This is a genomic window from Nocardia sp. NBC_01499 (assembly GCF_045040275.1).
Taxonomy (GTDB): Bacteria; Actinomycetota; Actinomycetes; order Mycobacteriales; family Mycobacteriaceae; genus Nocardia.
In genome coordinates this window covers 275,472-293,868 of sequence record NZ_CP109426.1, presented here as the reverse complement: position 1 = coordinate 293,868, position 18,397 = coordinate 275,472, and the positions used below count along the sequence as shown (strand labels likewise).

14 protein-coding genes are annotated in these 18,397 nt (G+C 65.8%); 3 read left to right on the top strand and 11 right to left on the bottom strand.

Annotated features, from left to right (window positions below; genetic code table 11):
• The first annotated feature begins 28 nt into the window (after positions 1-28).
• Complete coding sequence (locus OG203_RS01275) at positions 29-571, top strand: hypothetical protein (protein ID WP_405163784.1); 543 nt, start codon at positions 29-31, stop codon at positions 569-571.
• On the opposite strand, the gene OG203_RS01270 is transcribed toward OG203_RS01275, so the two are convergent.
• Positions 464-1,579: an esterase/lipase family protein gene (locus tag OG203_RS01270; protein ID WP_405163783.1), complete on the bottom strand. Its 1,116-nt coding sequence runs from the start codon at positions 1,577-1,579 to the stop codon at positions 464-466. The genes OG203_RS01275 and OG203_RS01270 overlap by 108 nt on opposite strands.
• A 283-nt stretch (positions 1,580-1,862) precedes the next feature.
• A complete protein-coding gene (locus tag OG203_RS01265) occupies positions 1,863-3,068 on the bottom strand; it encodes an esterase/lipase family protein (protein ID WP_405163782.1) in 1,206 nt (401 codons plus the stop codon).
• A gap of 343 nt (positions 3,069-3,411) precedes the next feature.
• Between OG203_RS01265 and OG203_RS01260 the strand changes: the two genes are divergently transcribed.
• The gene (locus OG203_RS01260) at positions 3,412-4,392 is read left to right on the top strand and encodes a MaoC family dehydratase N-terminal domain-containing protein (RefSeq protein ID WP_405163781.1); all 981 of its coding nucleotides are present in this window, start codon (positions 3,412-3,414) and stop codon (positions 4,390-4,392) included.
• Here OG203_RS01260 and OG203_RS01255 read toward each other — a convergent pair whose 3' ends face one another.
• From OG203_RS01255 to OG203_RS01240, 4 genes are all read right to left on the bottom strand, one after another.
• Positions 4,393-5,418, bottom strand: coding sequence for an LLM class flavin-dependent oxidoreductase (locus OG203_RS01255; RefSeq protein ID WP_405163780.1), 1,026 nt, complete (start codon positions 5,416-5,418; stop codon positions 4,393-4,395).
• 2,051 nt (positions 5,419-7,469) lie between these two features.
• Positions 7,470-8,471, bottom strand: coding sequence for an alpha/beta hydrolase (locus tag OG203_RS01250; protein ID WP_405163779.1), 1,002 nt, complete (start codon positions 8,469-8,471; stop codon positions 7,470-7,472).
• 29 nt (positions 8,472-8,500) lie between these two features.
• The gene (locus OG203_RS01245; RefSeq protein ID WP_405163778.1) at positions 8,501-9,487 is read right to left on the bottom strand and encodes an acyl-ACP desaturase; all 987 of its coding nucleotides are present in this window, start codon (positions 9,485-9,487) and stop codon (positions 8,501-8,503) included.
• A gap of 59 nt (positions 9,488-9,546) precedes the next feature.
• Entirely contained in the window at positions 9,547-10,518 is a 972-nt protein-coding gene (locus OG203_RS01240; protein WP_405163777.1) for a transcriptional regulator, read from the bottom strand.
• 616 nt (positions 10,519-11,134) lie between these two features.
• On the opposite strand from OG203_RS01240, the gene OG203_RS01235 reads away from it, so the two are divergent.
• Positions 11,135-12,682, top strand: a complete 1,548-nt coding sequence (locus OG203_RS01235; RefSeq protein WP_405163776.1) for an acyl-CoA carboxylase subunit beta — start codon at positions 11,135-11,137, stop codon at positions 12,680-12,682.
• 203 nt (positions 12,683-12,885) lie between these two features.
• On the opposite strand, the gene OG203_RS01230 is transcribed toward OG203_RS01235, so the two are convergent.
• The 5 genes from OG203_RS01230 to OG203_RS01210 form a co-directional block, all read right to left on the bottom strand.
• Entirely contained in the window at positions 12,886-13,470 is a 585-nt protein-coding gene (locus OG203_RS01230) for a hypothetical protein (protein WP_405163775.1), read from the bottom strand.
• Positions 13,467-14,111: a TetR/AcrR family transcriptional regulator gene (locus OG203_RS01225; protein ID WP_405163774.1), complete on the bottom strand. Its 645-nt coding sequence runs from the start codon at positions 14,109-14,111 to the stop codon at positions 13,467-13,469. The genes OG203_RS01230 and OG203_RS01225 overlap by 4 nt, the downstream gene beginning before the upstream one ends.
• Positions 14,112-14,294: 183 nt before the next feature.
• A complete protein-coding gene (locus tag OG203_RS01220; RefSeq protein WP_405163773.1) occupies positions 14,295-15,242 on the bottom strand; it encodes a helix-turn-helix domain-containing protein in 948 nt (315 codons plus the stop codon).
• Between the two features lie 237 nt (positions 15,243-15,479).
• Positions 15,480-16,538, bottom strand: a complete 1,059-nt coding sequence (locus tag OG203_RS01215; RefSeq protein ID WP_405163772.1) for a fused (3R)-hydroxyacyl-ACP dehydratase subunits HadA/HadB — start codon at positions 16,536-16,538, stop codon at positions 15,480-15,482.
• A gap of 199 nt (positions 16,539-16,737) precedes the next feature.
• Entirely contained in the window at positions 16,738-18,183 is a 1,446-nt protein-coding gene (locus OG203_RS01210; protein WP_405163771.1) for a lipase family protein, read from the bottom strand.
• Between the last annotated feature and the right edge of the window lie 214 nt (positions 18,184-18,397).

Here is an 18,397-nt window from a genome sequence, read left to right as displayed (position 1 = left end):
CCGCATGCGGAAGGTGTTGGCACCGATCGTGAACCGTCGACATGCGTATGAGGTGACCGTGGCTGCCTCGAATCTGGGCGAGCTCATCCTCGCGGTGCACGACGCCGCGGGACAGTCGGAGGGGCCGACGGCGCGCCGGTGGCGCTACGGCAACGTCGTCGGCATCAGCACGCCGAGGGTGCGTGATCTAGCGCTGGCGACGGTGCAGGTCAAGCATCTCGTCGAGCGCAGGGCGGTCGCGGCGATCACCGTCGCGGTGCACCGCCGAGTCGCCGTCGATGTGATCTTCGCGCTCGACGAGGCCGTGGCTTCAGCCCAGTTCCACTGTGCGACAACGCACTCCGAGACCACGCAGGAGACGTTCTGGGCCGAGTACCTGGCGAGCAGAACGTCGGCGGCGCTCATCGCGACCGATATCGCGACCTGTGTGTCGCGCGGTTGCGTGAGCGCCGCCGAGGCCGCGTTACAGGTGTCCGCCGCCGCCGATCAGCCACGGGTTGAAGGTGCAGGCGAGGTTCGGGTGGCCAGCGGGGTCAAGGGCGCGCAGGGCGATGGACAGGGCCCTGGGTGAGTACATCAGGGTCTGGTGGTCGGACAGGTCGAGTTCGCAACCGTCCTGCAAGGTGATGTTCTGGACGGACGCGCCACGGCCCTGACGAAGGAAGGTCAGGTTGTACGGGGTCATGATCTCGTCGTAGCGGGTGCCGACGACCGTGTAGTCGATGCCGGGGACGGTGTCGCCGTTGGCATTCAACCGGTTGACGAAGTCCGAGCCGATGGTCTGTTCGGCGACGGCGTGGCCGACGACGATGGAGCTGGCGCCGACGATATCGACGCCAATGTTGTTGATGGCACGGCCGAGTTCCGCGATGCCGTCGATGGTGGAGCCGTGATGCGTTGCGCCGTAAGTGATCAGGTGTTGCACCTTGTCGGCGCCGCCCTCGAACTTGGTGTACCAGTTGGCCATCAGGCCGCCCTGCGAGTACCCGATGAGGTCAACGGCGGGCGCGCCGGTGGCCGCGAGCACCCGGTCGACGAAGGTGGCCAGCTGCTTGGCCGAGTCCTCGATATTGCCGGTGCCCATCACGCCGGGCAGCACCGGCGGGACACCGCCGCCCTGCGCCGGGTTGGACCGGCCGTAGTTGAAGGCGAAGGTGCAGAAGCCCGCGTCCTTGATCGGCTGGCTCATGAACGCGAAGCTGTTGTAGGCGTTCATCCAGGTGCCGTGCAGCAGCACCACCGGGCGCGGATGCTCGGCGGTCGGCTTGCAGTTCCAGTCGTTGGCGCCGGGCGGGGCGGCGTCCGGGTTGAAAAGGCCGTAGCCGAAGGCGGCCAGCCAGTAGGGCAGCTGCGGGCCGGAACCGACTGTGTCGCTGGCGAATCCGCCGGACAGGCCCGCGCTGAAGCCGTAATCGGCGACCGCGGCACCCCGCCCGTTCACCTCGATGAGGTCGGCGATGGTCTGTTCGACCGACTCGTCCGGTGCCGCCGCGCTGACGCCGCTACCGGCGACGACGAGCGCCGTGACGCCGACAAGTACCGCCGCGATCGACGACCGGTGGGAAGTCCTTCGCTTCATGGACACACCTTCCTGCGTCGAGCGCAGCGTTCGAGGTAGACGGAAACGGCACAGTCCGGCGCGGGAAGGTTCGGTGGCGGAGTTCCTTCTCCGAACAAACCCGTGCCGGACGGTGTGAGTAATAGGCAAACAGCGGATCATGGAGCGGATATAACCACGTGACCAATTGCGCGTAAATCTCATCCAGATTCGGTAAACCTCTTACAGATTCGATGAAAAGCACACTGCCCACCGGGCGACGCGTGTGGTCGACGCTCGGTGGGCACTGTCGCCACGGGCCGGGTTAAAGCTGACCGCCACCGCCGATGACCCAGGGGTTGAACGTGCACTCCAGGTTCGGGTGGCCCGCGGGGTCGAGGGCACGCAGTGCGATGGACAGCGCGCGTGGCGAGTACATGATCGTCAAATGGTCCGAAACGTCTTGTTCGCAGCCGTCCTGCAGGGTGATGTTCTGTACCGTCGCGCCCGGTCCCTGCTTCAGGAAAGTCAGGTCGTAGGGGTTGGTGATTTCGTCATATCGGGTGCCGACGATCGTGTAATCGACGCCGGGAACGGTGTCACCGTTGGCGTTGAGCATGGTGACGAAATCGGACCCGATCGTCTGCTGGATGCCGGCGTGGCCGACGAAGATCTCGATGAAGCCGAGGATGTCGATGCCGAAGTTGTTGATCGCCCGGCCGAGTGCGCCGATGCCGTCCAGTGACGTGCCGTGATTCGTCGCGCCGAAGGTGACCAGGTTCTTCACCTTGTCCGCGCCGCCGTTGAACTTGGTGTACCAGTTCGCCATCGCGCCACCCTGCGAGTGCGCCACGATGTCGACCTCGGGCGATCCGGTGGCGGCGATCACCCGGTCGACGAAGGTCGCCAGCTGCTTGGCCGAGTCCTGGATGTAGCCGGTGCCCATCACGCCGGGCAGCACCGAGCCGAGGCCACCGCCCTGGATCAGGTTGGACCGGCCGTAGTTGAAGGTGAAGGTGCAGAAACCGGCATCCTTGATCGGCTGGCCCATGAACGCGAAACCGTTGTAGGCGTTCATCCAGGTGCCGTGTAGCAGCACGACTGGGCGCGGGTGGGCCGCCGTCGGCTTGCAGTTCCAGTCGTTGGCGCCGGGCGGGGCGGCATCGGGGTTGAGCAGGCCGTAACCGAAGGCGGCCAGCCAGGAGGTCATCGGCGGGCCGTAACCGACTGTGTCACTGGCATATCCGCCGGATAGTCCCGAACTGCTGCCCGAACCGCCGTAACAGTTCCCGGAGCCGTTACCCGACCCGGCGCCGCTGCCGGAATTGCACGCGGAACCGGACGCGCTGCCGGAATCGGCGACCGGCGCCGCCTTCCGGCCAGCGGCGATGTAATCGGACAGTTCCTGTTCGGTCGATTGCCCCAGCGGTTCGGCGCTCGCACCGATACCGGCGATGCCCATGACGAGCACCGAGACACCCATCATCACCGCCGCCGCGATCGACGACCGGCCGGAGGTACTTCGTTTCATTGCAAGCCTTCCCATTTCGAGCACGGAGTTCGCAGTGCCTGGTATTCCGGTCGGTGGCACCGAAACTGCGCCAACGCTAAATCCGGGTGGCCTGGCGTTACAGCAGACGACCCGGTCTCTGGACACCTCACCAAAGCGGTTGCGGCGGTTAGGGAAACGGCACAGTGCGGCGAATACGGGACGGATCAATCGCGTCGAGGCGAATCGCGTGTGCTTTTCACAAACAAGCCAGCGGCCAGCGGTGAACTGTCCAGAAGATGTGGCCGACCGCTCGGGAAATGTGGCCGGATGTCCGACCATGGGTGGATCTTTACCAGCCGGCGGCCGAGGCAGGGAGCACGTTATGGAACCGTCCGAACAGGTCAGCGCACTGGTCGACCGTCGATGGACAGCTCCGTATGACGTGCTTCCGGGAAAGATCCGCGAATTCGCCCGCGCCGTCCAGGATTACCATCCGGCGCACTGGAGTGAGGGGGCCGCCGCCGACCTGGGTTTCGCCGGGCTGCTCGCGCCCGCGGCATTCGCCTCGACAATCCTGGGCAGGATCCAACAGGAAATGGTGGACGCGTTGACCGAGGCGCAGCGGACCCGAATTCTGCACGTGGATCATGTGCTCGACTTCGGCGGACCGGTGATCGCGGGCGATCGGTTGAGCTGTGCCATCTCGGTTGAATCGTTTCGCCATTTTGCCGATTACGACGTGCTCGCGATCAGAAGCATGGTCACCGATCAGCGTGGGACGGTGGTGCAAACCGGCGCGACCACGCTGCTCGCTCGCATCGGTCGGGGCGATCCTCGGCTCATCGATACGAATGTCGTGCGGGGCTTCTCCCCCAGTCCGGACACCATTGGCGCGCACCGTGTCAGTCCGCCGAATATGACCAGAATTGGTTGCACCGCTGTCGATTTCGAGACGCTCGAGATCGGCACCGAGCTACCGGCGCGCACCGTGCAACTGTCGCGGGGTGATCTGATGACCTACGCGCGAGTCGTCGAAGGCACCATCCCGGACTCGGTCGATACCGCGGCGCGCGGGCGAACCCGGGTCGCACCCGGAATGCTGAAACTCGGTATGGCGTCGGCGTTTGCGAGTTCCTGGCTGGGTGATCCGATGGCAATCACCACGTTTCGCGCTCAGTTCGGGCATTACACGCACTACCTGCGCGTCCCACCGCTTGCTATGAGCGCTCTCGAATTCCGTGGCCGGGTAACCGCACTCGATCCACGCCGTCGTCGTGCCACCGTGGTCATCGACGCACGCGCCAACGGGCGCAAGCTCTTCGGTTACGCGGCCGCGGAAGTCCGCTTCCCCCTTGCCGATTGACTATCTCGCCGCGACGGCGCGATCAGAGCCGAGCAGTCCGGTCAAACGTGCCAGTCGGCGATGCGACTCCAACCGTGCCGCACGGTCGTAAGTGCTTGTGTGCACCAGGATTTCGTCGGCACCGGTCCTGGTAACCAGCTGCTCCAACTGATCGGCGACCTCGTCCTCGGTGCCGTGCACGTGGCCGTGCAACGATTCCTCGAAGATCCTGCGCTCCCGATCGGTCATGGTCAGCGCCTCGATTTCGGCGGGCGGGATCAGCGTCGGAAACTCGCCGCGTGTCCGCGAATACGCGCTCGACCATGCCTCCGGCAACAACAGCCGATGCGCCTCCTCGGTCGTATCGGCGATCACAACCGACCCCGACACCACCACATAAGGCTCAGCACCCCAAGCCGTCGCACGGAACCCGGCGCGATAACGTTCGATCGCCTCGACCATCCGGTCCTGCCCACCCACCGCGGCGATCACCAACGGCAGCCCGAACTTCGCCGCCCGCTCCGCCCCCGAACCGGTAGCCAACAGAAACGCCGGAATCCGCAGCCCCTCGGCAGGCCAGCCATGCACGCCGTTGCGACCGTTGCCGAAGTAGTCGAGCAGTTCGGTCAGCTGGGCGTCGAAGTCCTCGGCGTCCCGCTTATCGTGACCGAGCGCGCGACGCACACCATCGGTAAAACCAACCGACCGCCCGAGCCCCATATCGATCCGCCCCGGATACAGCGACTCCAGCACCCCGAACTGTTCAGCGACGATCAACGGCTGATGATTCGGCAACATAACCCCACCGGTCCCGATCCGGATCCGCTCAGTCGCCGCCGCAACGCCCGCCGCGAGCACCGTCGGCGCCGACCCAGCCACCCCAGGCACACTGTGGTGCTCAGACACCCAAAACCGGTAATAACCCCACTCCTCCGCCAGCCGCGCAAACTCGACAGTGTCACGCAACGCCGCAGGATGGCTCTGACCGCGCCGAACGCGGGAACGGTCCAGGATAGAGAACCGCACGGAGGGAAGTACCGAGGTCATACCTCTGTCAACGCTCCACCTCACCACTGATTCCACAGTGCGGCGTCGATCACTACCAACCTCCACACTGCCCCTCGGCATCCTCCCCACTCCAAACCCCTTAACCCGGCATGCCCCAACAAGCAAGTCCACCACCAACGGCACGCCGAACGGGACATAGCGGCGGGCTTACTCGCACTTCCCCGCCGCCATGTCCCGTTGGACGACCAACCTCACCCCGTTCGGGACATGAGGGCGGCCCCACTCGCACTTCTCCGCCACCATGTCCCGTTCGACGACCAACACCACCCCGTACGGGACATGACGGCGTCCCCACCCACACTTCCCCCGCCACCACGTCCCGTTCGACGACCAACACCACCCCATCCGGGACATGACGACGGCCCCACCCACACTTCCCCGCCACCACGTCCCGTTCGACGGTCAACACCACCCCATCCGGGACATGACGACGGCCCCACCCACACTTCCCCGCCACCACGTCCCGTTCGACGATCAACCTCACCCCGTACGGGACATGAGGGCGGCCCCACTCGCACTCTCCCGCCACCATGTCCCGTTGGGCATGAAGATCCCACTACCTGAGACCGCCCCACCTGGAAAAACGCCCGAAAACAGCACCACAGCCAGTCCTCCCCTCCCCAACCACCACCTCCCACACCCAAGCCGCGGCAGAGAAAGTCGGGTACCCCACCTGACGCGCTCAGCACTACTCGGGCATCCCACGGACGGCCGGAAACCTTGGGGCAGTACACCATTGAACTTCTCTAAGCACTCGATCCTGGGCGGGTATACCAAGAGATATCCGTCAAGGTGAACCTTCCAAGGTGTTTACCCAGCAGTGCTGGGCACGTCGCCTGCCGTACCCGACTGTAGTTATTCGTCAAGTGCGCGGGGTGAATGTTCCAGCGTGGTCATCTGGCTGTGGTTACGTCACAAGCGCTTTGGACAAAAGGCGGGTGGGTCGGAGGCGGTGTAGAGGAAGGCCCACAAGCCGCGCATACCTCTCACAGGCGATAGAGCCCCTGTGAAACGTATGGGCGCTCTGGCGGTTTCGACGGTCGAGGCCCGGTGCAGCCAGTCAGGCGCCAGTCAGCACCACCGCTTCGAGCCCGGACTGAACTCGCGCCCGGTCCCAGGCTCAGCGTCCATGATCCGCACCCCGACTCGGGATCTGCACTCGGAATAGGGCCCTAAAGCCAGTGCAGATCCCGATTCAGAGTGCAGATCCTGCCGAATGCGGTGGCATTCAAGATCATGGGGAACTGGTGGCGGGGGCTTCTCGAACTTTGCCGCCACCAGTTCCCCATGATCTTGAACGCGACCCTCGCAACGCACCATCAACCCCACGCACCCCATCGGGTTGAGACCCGCACCCTAACTCAGGATCTGCACCCGCATTAGGCGCTTTTCCCGGTGCGGAACCCAAGTCAGAGAGCAGATCCTGCCGAATGCGGTGGCGTTCAAGATCATGGGGAACTGGTGGCGGGGGCTTCTCGAACTTTGCCGCCACCAGTTCCCCATGATCTTGATCGTGAGCCTCGGAGCGCACCATCAACCCCACCAGCCCCATCGGATCGAAACCCGCACCCTAACTCGGGGACCCGCACCCACTACGCGCACCTAGAGGGGGTGCGGGTCCCGAGTCAGAGTGCGGGTTCTGCTGAGCGCGGGGCGTTCAAGAGCACTGCCGCTTCGGGCCGGACTGAACCCGCGCCCGGTCCCGGGCTCAGCGTCCATGATCTGCACCCCTACTCGGGATCTGCACTCGGAATAGGGCCCTAATGCCAGTGCAGATTCCGAGTCAGGGTGTGGATCCTGGTTAGTGCGGGGCGTTCAAGATCATGGGGAACTGGTGGCGGTAAAGGTCGAGAAGGGGCCGCCATGAGTTCCCCATGATCTTGATCCTCGGAGTGCACCAGCAACTCCACCAGCCCCGTTGGGGTTGGGATCTGCACCCTGACTTGGGAGCCGCACCCGCTATGGGCGCCTAGAGGGGTCCGGGGAGAGGGGGCGGCTGTTCGAGCAGCGGCGGGGTGGTGGTGGGCGGCTTACTTTGGGGAGGGGAGTTCGAGGGCGGGGGCTAGTACTTGCCAGGCTCGTGGTAGTTCTGCTTCGAAGTCGGGCCAGGAGTGCATGCCTGCGGCGTCGTAGTCGACGGTGGCGGGGATGTTCAGGTCGCTGAGGCGGCCGGCGAAGCGTTCGGTGCAGGAGCGGGCGCCTGCTTCCAATGCGGCGCCGCCGCCTGCTAGGCGCAGGGCGTCGACGACTGTTGGGGACTGTGCGATGGCTACCAGGTCGGCGCCGGTTGGGATGCCGGTGGCGGCCGAGAGGTAGATCGCGGTGCCGCGTAGGGATTCGGCGCCGAGCACGCTGTCGTGGGCAGCCCATTCGGGTGAAGTTGGTGGGCCCCAGAGGTTTTCGACGTTGCCGCCGCGGGAGGCGACGGTGATGGTTGTGACGGCGTGTCCGATCGGGTCGGCGGTGGAGTAGCAGCCGCTCATGCCCGCTACCGCGCGATAGCGGCCAGGATGGCGTTGGGCCAGCATCATTGCCGCCTGCGCGCCCATCGAGACACCGGCGATGGCGCGGCGACCGCTGGACTTCAGCAGCGATTCCACGATCGGTGGGAGTTCCTCGGTGAGGAAGGTTTCCCACCGGTTGAGTCCGAGGGCCGCGTCGTGCCGGTCCCAGTCGCTGTACATGCTGCCGGTGCCGCCGCTGGTCAGCACGACGTCGACGGGCTTGTCCGCGAAGAACTCCGCGGCGCCGCCCTTGGTCAGCCAGCCGGAAGTTGCTTCGCCGTCGACGCCGTCGAGCAGATACAGCGTCGGGCGCGGTGTCGAGCCACTGCCGTGCAGCACGTCGATGTCCATGATTCGTCGCATGGCCGCGGACGCGATCTGCAGGTGGTCGCGGTGCGGGCCGATGCTCTCGACCGAGATCAGCCCGGTCCGCGTCATCGCCGGGTCGATGGCGGGCGGCGGTCCGCTCGGCACGCCGGGCGGATCGGCCACCGCTGGCACAGCGACGGTCGCGGCGATGACTGCCATCGCTGTTACGGCGATCGGACCTCGGAGTCTCATTGTGTCGCGGCGGCTCGTTCCGCCTGTCTGGCCGCCACGCGATCCCGCTGTTCCTCGAATCGTGTTGCCTTCTCGGTCAACTCGTCGAGGTAGGCGCTGAGCTCGTCGCGGGCCCGTTCGCCGTCGCCGGATAGATCGGTGCGCTCGAACACATTCCACGCCCGCAGCACCGGCCGCACCACCACATCGAGGTGCTGACGAAGGTCGTAGATGGCGTGCGGCCTCGGACATTCGTCGCTCGCAAGCGCTTCTTGTTTAGCGAGCACGACGGCGCTGCGTCGGAAGTTCGGCTGGGTGAGGCCAGGCATCTGGAACCGGGTGACGATGTCGGTGATGGCGCGCAGTGTCGCGTTCGGCAGCAGGCCGAGTGCGGCGGCGCTGATGTTGCGATAGCGGATCATGTGCAGGTTTTCGTCGGCGGCGATCCGGTGCAGCATACGCTCGGCGATGGGTTCGGCGCAGGCGGTTCCGGTGTTGCGGTGACTGATTCTGGTCGCCAATTCTTGCAGGGTGACATAGGCTATCGAATGCAGAAACTGCTTGCCCTTTTCGGGTTTCGCGATGCCCGCGGTCATATGCGTCATCCTGGTCTGTTCGAGCAGCACGGGATCGACCGCGCGGGTGACCACCAAGTAGTCACGTATGACGATCGCGTGCCGGTTTTCCTCGGCGGTCCAGCGACCGACCCAGGTGCCCCACGCGCCGTCCAGTGTGAACGTCTCCGAGATCTCCCGGTGATAGGACGGCAGATTGTCCTCGGTGAGCAGATTCGTCACCATCGCGGTCCGGGCCACCTCGCTCAGCTTCGATTGACCGGGCTCCCAATCTATTCCGCCGAGTGCGGCGAAATTCCGGCCGTCGTCCCATGGTACATAGTCGTGCGGATGCCATGCCTTGGCTTTGCGCAGGTGCTCATTGAGCAGACGTTCGGCGACGGGTTCCAGCTCGCGGAGAATATCGCGATCGGTCAACGCGGTGGTCACACGTACTCCTTATGCTCGACGCGGGCAGCGCAGGCGAATTCGACAGTAGGCGTATGCAGTCAGGCCGAGCGACCGATTTCGTGATCGTTGGTCGAGGTGACGACGGGAATCCGAACCTGCTGGGCCGGATCACAATCGGTCGTCTCGTGCGGATCTGCCACCCGGTAGAGGCCCGGTGGCCGGTCGGCGGCGCGGATGCGGTCGAGCAGGTCGTGGGTGCGCGCGGCGAGGTCGGGGATGCGCGCGGTGCCGCCGGTGGCGACCACTGCGGTCAGCGGCACCTCGGCGGCCTCGGCCAGCATGGCCAGCACGTCGGCGGTCATCGCCGGTGCACCGATGCGGGCGGGGCGGATATCGGCGGGCACGAGCACCGTGCCACCCGCCGCGGACAGCAGCGATAGCGCGCGGGAGCCGAGCGGATCGGCCAGCGCGGCCTGCACCCTGCGCAGCTTGCGCCGAGCCGCCGCGGCGCCCGCGCCCGGTCTTCGCTCATCGGGATGGGCCGGAATGCTCAGCGCCACCACCTGATACGCCGATGCGACGGCGATCCCGGTTTGGGTGACCAACTCTCCGACGGCATGGCCGCCGAGCAGGGCCGACACCAAAGTCTGTGCCGCGGTCTGGTGTTCCCTTGCCACCAGGCGATGTTCGTCGACGTAGGCGGTCGAGGCGGCGACGGTCACCATTTCCAGCACCCGCAGGATCAGCTGTGCACCGGCGACGACGTCATCGCCTTCGGTATGTGCCGCAACGAATTCCAGGCCCGAACGAATTTCGTCGTGACAGGCGGCCAGCACGGTTTCCAGCGCGACACCCTCGCGCGCCCAACGCGTTGCGGCGCCCGCGATTTCGGGTGATTCGGCCACTCGGTGCGACGTGCGCGGCGCGAGCAACTCGACGGCCGCGGTGACACAATCCCTGGTGGTCGTCGCTACCTCACCCGGTAGACCGCTACCCTCGTGCTGTGCCAGGTAGTCGAGAAGTTTCGACGCCAGACTCTCCGAACTCGAATTCACCCGTGTAGCCGTCATGACTAACGAAGGCTAGCGACGAATCGTGATGAAATCGGGATACGATCACGGAATCGGGAATGTCATCAGCGATCACGCGACTCTTTGGGCGAAATCACAAGCACCGGAGTGATTTACGATACGTCAACGGCCCAATACAATAGGAAATTCGTTAGCGACGGCGTACTCTGCGCACAGATATTCTCACTGCGCCGCTCGGCCCGGTCCCCCAAAGAGCTTGCGACGCAGCGCCGACCGCGCATTCCGGCGCTGCGTCGGCGTCACTGTAACGCCACCTACTCGTCGCTGGATAGACATCTGCGCGTTCCTCGCGATCTGTCATCGGCGTGTCCGCGCGAGACTGGTAAGTTGCACAAACACCGCGCTCCACCGCAGGCCGCGTGGGGTGTCGCGTGGACCGTGAACGCCTCGGCCAAACCTGTGAGCTCTCATATAGGTTGCGACGAACAACTGTGCGGTAGCTCTCACCACGGATAGCATCGAACGCTGCGCCCCGTACGGCGACGCTGCGAAGTTTTCGAAGGGCAATGAGGACACACATGAGTGAACGAAGTGAGCGAATCATGTGCCAGCGCGCCTCGCGCATGACGAAGCCGAGCGCCAACGAGGCGCGGTCATGAGCGGTACGCGAGAGAAGCTGGAAGAGCTGCGGGGGATCCTGGAGCTTGCCGCGGAACCCGCTGGCGAAACCGGCATCGCGAAGCGCAAGCTCAAGGGGATCCCGAGCGCGCGCGAGCGGGTGCGGATGCTCCTCGATCCCGGCACCTTCATCGAAACAGGCGCGCTGATGCGTCAACCCGGTGCCACCGGCGCCATGTACGGCGACGGAGTGGTTACCGGCCGCGGCCACATCGACGGCAGGCCGGTGGTCGTGATCGCACACGACCAGACCGTGCACGGCGGCTCGGTCGGCGAGATGTTCGGCCGCAAGGTCGCCGCCGCAATGGAGTTCGCCTACAAGAACGCCTGCCCGGTCGTGGCGATCAACGACTCCGGCGGCGCCCGAATCCAGGACGCGGTGACCTCGCTTGCCTGGTTCGCGCTGATGTGTAAGCGGCAGAAAGACCTGTCCGGATTCGTGCCGACCGTGGCGATCATGCTCGGAAAGTGCGCGGCGGGTTCGGTCTACGGCCCGGTGAACATGGATTTGCTTGTCGCAACGGACAAGTCGTACATGTTCGTCACCGGCCCCGAGGTGATCAAGGCGGTGACCGGTGAAGTGGTCACCGCGGACGACCTCGGCGGCGCGGCAACCCTCACCAGCAACGGCACCGTCCACCACGTCGCCGACACCGAGCAGGCCGCCTTCGACTGGGCCCGCACATACCTCAGCTACTTGCCGTCGAGCTGCCTCGAGCAACCGCCCATCGTGAATCCCGGCCTCGAGCCGGAGGTGACCAGCCACGACCTGGAGCTCGACACGATCATCCCGGACACCGACAAGGTCGGCTACGACATGCACGAGATCCTGCTGCGGATCTTCGACGACGGGGACTTCCACGAGATCAGCGCCGCCACCGCGCAGAACCTGATCACCGGTTTCGCCAGGGTCGACGGCCGAAGCATCGGCGTCGTCGCCAACCAGCCGCAGGCGCTCGGCGGCGCCCTGGACGGGTTGGCCTCGGACAAGGCAACACATTTCATCCGACTCTGCGACGCGTACGGTCTGCCGGTGGTGTTCGTCGTCGACACCCCCGGGGTGCTGCCAGGCCTCGAGGAGGAACGCAACGGCGTCATCAAACGCGGCGGCCGATTCTTCCGCGCGGTCATCGAAGCGACCGTGCCGATCGTCACCCTGGTGACCCGCAAGGCATACGGGGGCGGCTACGCGGTGATGGGGTGCAGGCAGCTCGGCGCCGACGTCAGCCTGGCCTGGCCCACCGCGCGGATCGCGGTGATGGGAGCCGACAGCATGGTCAGCATCACCGGCCGCAAACAGCTAGAGGCGACCCCGCCCGGCGAGCGTGCCGCCGTGCGGGAACAGATGATCGACTTCTACAACGCCGTCCTCTGCACCCCGTGGATCGCGGCCGAGCGCGGCTACATCGACGCGGTCATCGAGCCGTCACAGACCCGCCTGGAGATTCGCAAGGCGCTGCGCTTACTGCGCGACAAGACCGGCGCGACGCCGAATCCGCGCAAGCACAGCCTGCTGCCCGTTTGATCAACGCTCGTCCGGTTGTATTGTGTCACAACGCAACCGGACACCGATCGTGGGGTGTCCCGCGATTGCGTTCTCGCCCAACGCCTTCGGGCGCGATAGCTTAACGTCGACGATGCCCGGCCGTCGTTCGCCGCGATCTGGCCGGGCAGCGACGTGCCCGCCGAGTCTGAACCCTACCCTCGCCCGGCGGGCACGTCGCACTCTCAGCTGTGGCTGCCCCAGCGCAGATCCGCTGTGGCCCACTCCATTTCCCACATCCGCAGGCGCCGACGGTCCAGGCTGCGGCGCAGCGTGAAGTAGCAGCCGACCACCAGGAGCATGGCACCGAACAGGGCGCCGGAGGTGAGCAGCACCGCCTTGCTGAGCGCCTGGGTGGACGACGGCGGCTCGACGATCTTGTTCGCGCCGTTCAGCCACACCGTCACCGACTGACCGGGTGACACGACCGTGGTCGATTGATAGTCGTCGGTGTGCACGACGCCGTCGGCGTCTTTCCATTGCACCTTGGCAGGCATTATCGGCGCGTACAGCGGCGCCTTGCCGGTCTCGGTCACCGTCGCGTCGACCTGGTGCAGCTGCGCCGTCTTGGCTTGCACCACAGCGGTTTCGGTGCGATAGACCCTGGCGCCCACCGACATCACCAGCAGCGGAACGAGTATCAGGAACACCAGCGCCAGTGCCGCGGCGACCATGGTCTGCACGCGATCTTCTCTGCGGCGCATCGGATTACGGTCCAGCCCGACGCGGCGGCACGTCCTGCGATACATATTCACCGACCCTGTGGTCATGACGGTGACTCCTCGGTCCGGAATTCGGTGGTGAGTGCGACGAGTGTGGCGAAATAGTCCTCGATGAGATCGGGCAGACCGCTCGGATCGTCTCCGGCGGCCCAGGTTTGCAATGCGGAGATCAGCAGGCCGGCACCGGCGGCGACCGCAGTGGCCGGGCGCAGGTCCTGCGCGGGGTCGACGTCGAGCCGGGCGGCGATGATCCGTATCGATTCTCGCTGACCTTCGATGCGGATGCGCTGATATCCGGCGAACAGCTCGGGTTCGTCCTCGAAGCGCTGGAACAGTTCCCACCGCCGGGCCAGCAGCGCCGCTCGTTCGCCGCGGTATTCGCCGTCGAACCAATCGTGGATGGCGTTGCGGTAGGCGAGCAGCGGGGATTCGCGCGCCGGGCGGCGGCACAGGGCCTCGTTGAACAGGTGCACGTCTTGGTCGACATCGCCGAGGATGGCTTCCGCGATGGACGTGAAGTGCCGACTGAAGGTGCGCCGGGTTACCCCGGCCCGCACCGCGATGTCCTCGACGGCCACCGCGCCGAGCCCGCGCTCGGTGAGCAGGTCGAAGGCCGCACGCGACAACGCTTCCCGGCTGCGCCTGGTGCGCTGCCTGCGGCCATCGAGATCGACACCATCGTCGCTCATGTTGTCAGTTTACCACCTTATTGTCCCAATGGGACAATACTTCGCGCCGAGCGCCGACCGGCTTCGGGGTCACTCAGCGGCGAGCTGGTCCCTGCCGAGCGCGCGACACAGCGCGATACGAGCAGTTGTCTTGTTTGTCGGATGCCCAATTCGGCGTCGCCGAATCATCTGCCGTATCGAACGTCAGGGCCTGCGGATACTCGACGGCTGATCGAGGATCGGCGGCTGACGGCGGCGCAGCGCCTGCAGCAGCGAGATGGTGTACTCCGGCGGCGCGGCGTGCACCGAAAGCTGGTTGGCCACAGCGCGATACGCGTCAAGGTCGGCCTGCTTGTCCAGGTACAGCGCGCTGGTGAGCTGCTGCAGGTAGACGATGTCGGGCAGGTCCATCTCGGCGAAGCGCAGGATGGTGAAGGCGCCGTCCGCGAGCGCGGGTCCGCCGACGTGATCGGCCAGCACCTGGACGATGACGTTGCGCTTGGCCATGACATGCAACAAATGATCGATCTGGTCGTTCCACACGGTGGACCCGCCGATCGGACGCGACAGCGCCGCCTCCTCGACGACCACCCACAGTTGCGGCGGATTCGGGCGGTCGAGGATCTCCTGACGACGTACCCGCAGCGCGACCCGGCGCTCGATCGCGTGCTGCGGCTCGCCCGAGTGGGCCAGCGACAGCAGCGCGCGGGCGTACTCGGGGGTCTGCAGCAGTTCGGGCACGGCCCTCGGTTCATAGGAGCGGACCAGCGTGGCCGCCTGTTCCAGACCGAGATAGGTGTCGTACCACTTGGGCAGCCAGTCGTTGTCGCGGTGCCACCAGCCCGACTCGTTGCCCTGCCGCGCCAGCTCCAGGTATTCCTCGCGCTCAGTCGGGTCGGTGACCTGATAGAGGTCCAGCAGATCGACCAGGTCGCGGACCCGGAAACCGGTGCGGCCGAGTTCGAGCCTGCTGATCTTGGAGTGCGAGCCGCGAATGGCTTCGCCCGCGTCCTCGCGGGTTATCCCGCAACATTCGCGAAGTTTGCGCAGCCTGCTGCCGAGCATCATCCGGAGCACGGTCGGTCCGCCCGCCTGAGCCATCTCACTGACTAGCGGGGAATCAGCCGAGTGCCGCACCTCCGAAGGACGCATGCCCCGAGTGTGCCATGCGAAGCTTGTCTGTTTCTACTGACCAAAGACCCTGTGCCGATATCGGTGCACAGGTTAAGTGGCTGCCCAGAACGGGAAATTCCGGGCGGCGGCTCGGTTCGAACGCCGTAAACGGGCAACCGCAGCGCGCTTTCTCGGCGCGGCGCAGCAATGTCCCAGCGCGGCAATGTCCCAGCGCGGCAATGTCCCAGCGCGGCAATATCCCAGCGCGGCAATACCTCAGCGCAGGGCGACATCCGCCGTCGAGCGGCCGAACAGCTTCCTGCCGTCGCACGTCGCGGTGAGAGCCACGGTGGCCGAACGCCGCTCGGGGTCGAGCGATTTGATCTTGCCCCGGAACTCGATGGCACTGGCCTTGGTCGCCGCGACCGGCGCGAACCCGGCGAACCGCACGCCGTACTTACTCACGGCGGCCGGATCACCCAGCCACGAGGTCAGATAACTCGCGCCGAGGCCCATGGTGAGTAGACCGTGCGACACCACATCGGGCAGGCCCGCGCTGCGGGCGACCACGTCGCTGAAGTGAATCGGATTCGAATCACCGGACACGCCTGCGTAATTCACCAGATCGCCGCGAGACAGCGGCATCGAAAGCGCCGGAAGTTCCATGCCGACGGAGAGTTCGTCGAAACTCGGCACGGTATGCGGGGTCCGCAGACGGTCGAGCGGATCGGCCTGCGCGGGTTCGTCGAAACACTCGACAACGCCCTCGCCGAGTGCGCGTTGTGTCGCGGCGTTGTTCCGGTCGGCCGTCGACTGCCCGGTCATGATGACGCCGTCGACCGCGGTAACCAGCTCTGTGGCGAGGTCGACGCCGGTCTGCGCGACCGCGGTCGAGGTCGCGGTCTGCAGCAGTTCCTTGTTCTGGTTGGTGAGCACGTTCTTGGTCACCATGAAGTCTTTGTCACCGAACTGCCGGAACGACTCGATATAGGAGACGCAGTGCAATTGGTCCCCGGCCAGCACCGGACGGTGCACCTGGATCGACTGTTCGGTCTGCAGTACCTGGCCGATGTCGTAGGCACTGAGCACCGACTCGAACATCCTGCGCTGCATCAACATCAGCACGATCGAGGTGAAGGTCAGCGGCGCGATCAGCGCGTCATAGCCGAGCTCGGCCGCGGCCGCCTCGTGCCAGTGCGCCGGATGCTTCTCGTGCACGGCACGGGCGAATTCCCGGATCTTCTCGCGACCTGCCTCGTAGTGCTCGGTCATCCGGAAGTGCCGTCCCACCAAGGCCATTGCCTGTTCGGACGCGGTGGTCGTGATGTCGTTCATGTGCCTCTTTCGCGAATCCGAGCGTCGAACCCGCCCGGACCTGCCCAGAATACCGAAACGCGGCAGGGACTATCCGCAGGGGCGGTCCGGACTCGGACATCGGTGGCGGGGGTCGTCCGTCATAGATCGAGCCGAACGCGGCAAACGCTAACACCGATTATCTACCGGGCTTGACGACGCACCGGCCAGCCGCAAACCATCAGCACTCATTGGGTGCGGGCACACCTTGCAGCCGTTGATCCAACCAGAGCATCGCCTCCGGATAACCGAGCGCGCCCGCGATGAGGTGCTCGCCGGGCACACTGCGATACACCGCCGACACCCCGAGCCGACATTGCTCGAGGTAGAGGTTGCGTGCGCCCTCGGCCGGGATCCAGAACTCCTGCTCGCCGTTGTAGATATAAAGGGGCGTACCCGACTTCATATCCGCCATCTTGGTCACCCGGTATATCTCGTCGGCGACCTCGGAGTGCAGCGGGTCGGGGATGTTCGCGGCGATGTCGATCGGCAGCATGAGCACGCCGATCAACCCGTAGGTGCTGCCGCACAGGTTCTTGGCCGGCGAGGTGACCACCCACTGCGCCAGATTGTTCATCCTGGCAAGGATTTCCGGGCGCTCCCTGCCGATGCCGAGGACCGCGGCCATGAACACCGCCGAGGCGAGGTTGCCGTTCATGCTGCGCGCGAGGATCTGGTAGTCCGCTGGCACGCCGCCCAGTGCCGCGCCGACGATGACGTCCGCCAATTCCGGTGCGTACCCGTCGATCAGTTTCACCGCGCCGTGGGTCGCGATGGCGCCGCCGGAGTATCCGGCCATGCCGAACTTGCTCGCGCCGAACTCGTCCGGGAGCAGGCCGCGCACCGCGCGGATCGAGTCGAGCACCGCGTGACCGGCGACGACCGGTTCGGCGTATGCCATCCACGGGCCCTCGTGATCCGGGATGAGCACCGCGTATCCGCGCAATGCCGCGACATGGGTGGTCGGCGGGATGAAGTCGGTGGCGCTGGTGTCGGCGTTGAATCCGTGCGACAGCGTGTATCCGGGGGTGCAGGTGCGGCCGAGCGCGTCGATCGGCAGGTTGTTCACCACGACCGGTCGGGGACCATGCCCCGGCCAGGCCGCGGCCGGAACCACCAGTGTCGCGGTGGCGAAGGACGGCGCGCCGTGCGCGTCGGTGGTGCGGTACTTCAGCAGCAGTGCGCGTTGGATCGGCATCAGCATCAACGGCGCGGTGGTCGCGGTGACATCCCTAGACTCGATGACCTGTCCGTCGGCGAGATCCGCCAGGTTCGGTGGCCAGGCATCGAACATCGGATCACCGATGTTCCCTGGTAGCGCGGCGTCGCGCAGCGCGACCAGCGGCGGCGACATGCTGGCCGCCTCCCAGCCCGGCGTTGGCGCTTCCGAGGCAGGCGGCGCGATCGGCGGGGGCGGGATCACCCGATCGATCAGATTCTGGATGCCGGGCAGCAGCGAGCCGCCGTCCGGCGGCGGCGGGATCAGGCCGGGAAACTGCGGCAGCGCTGGCAGTTCCGGCAGCGCCGGTAGACCGGGTAGGGCAGGCGGCGGCTCGGCGGCCGCCCGCCCCGTCACTGTCGGGCACGCGATCAGTAGTGCCACGGCAATGGCAGGCAAGCATCTCATGGCACACGCCTTCGGGTGCGGATGTCGGGTTCACCTGGTGCCAAGGGAGATGCGGCTTCCACCCCCGAATGCCCCTGTTGTACCAGACAGTCAGGCTAACCCGCCGTACGCGCGGCGACGCGCTGAAACGACCGAGTTGTGTGTGACACGTGGCCGAACCGCAACAACCGAGCCGACTGTGGCTCAGCGCGAATCAGATCGGCTCGGTCGTGGT

Bases quoted from the DNA above. Each gene is read 5' to 3' on its own strand.
- OG203_RS01220 (WP_405163773.1), bottom strand. From the start codon at position 15,242: ATGCGTCCTTCGGAGGTGCGGCACTCGGCTGATTCCCCGCTAGTCAGT.
- OG203_RS01260 (WP_405163781.1), top strand. From the start codon at position 3,412: ATGGAACCGTCCGAACAGGTCAGCGCACTGGTCGACCGTCGATGGACA.
- OG203_RS01255 (WP_405163780.1), bottom strand. From the start codon at position 5,418: ATGACCTCGGTACTTCCCTCCGTGCGGTTCTCTATCCTGGACCGTTCC.
- OG203_RS01240 (WP_405163777.1), bottom strand. From the start codon at position 10,518: ATGACGGCTACACGGGTGAATTCGAGTTCGGAGAGTCTGGCGTCGAAA.
- OG203_RS01265 (WP_405163782.1), bottom strand. From the start codon at position 3,068: ATGAAACGAAGTACCTCCGGCCGGTCGTCGATCGCGGCGGCGGTGATG.
- OG203_RS01215 (WP_405163772.1), bottom strand. From the start codon at position 16,538: ATGAACGACATCACGACCACCGCGTCCGAACAGGCAATGGCCTTGGTG.
- OG203_RS01225 (WP_405163774.1), bottom strand. From the start codon at position 14,111: ATGAGCGACGATGGTGTCGATCTCGATGGCCGCAGGCAGCGCACCAGG.
- OG203_RS01210 (WP_405163771.1), bottom strand. From the start codon at position 18,183: ATGAGATGCTTGCCTGCCATTGCCGTGGCACTACTGATCGCGTGCCCG.
- OG203_RS01270 (WP_405163783.1), bottom strand. From the start codon at position 1,579: ATGAAGCGAAGGACTTCCCACCGGTCGTCGATCGCGGCGGTACTTGTC.
- OG203_RS01250 (WP_405163779.1), bottom strand. From the start codon at position 8,471: ATGGCAGTCATCGCCGCGACCGTCGCTGTGCCAGCGGTGGCCGATCCG.
- OG203_RS01235 (WP_405163776.1), top strand. From the start codon at position 11,135: ATGAGCGGTACGCGAGAGAAGCTGGAAGAGCTGCGGGGGATCCTGGAG.
- OG203_RS01230 (WP_405163775.1), bottom strand. From the start codon at position 13,470: ATGACCACAGGGTCGGTGAATATGTATCGCAGGACGTGCCGCCGCGTC.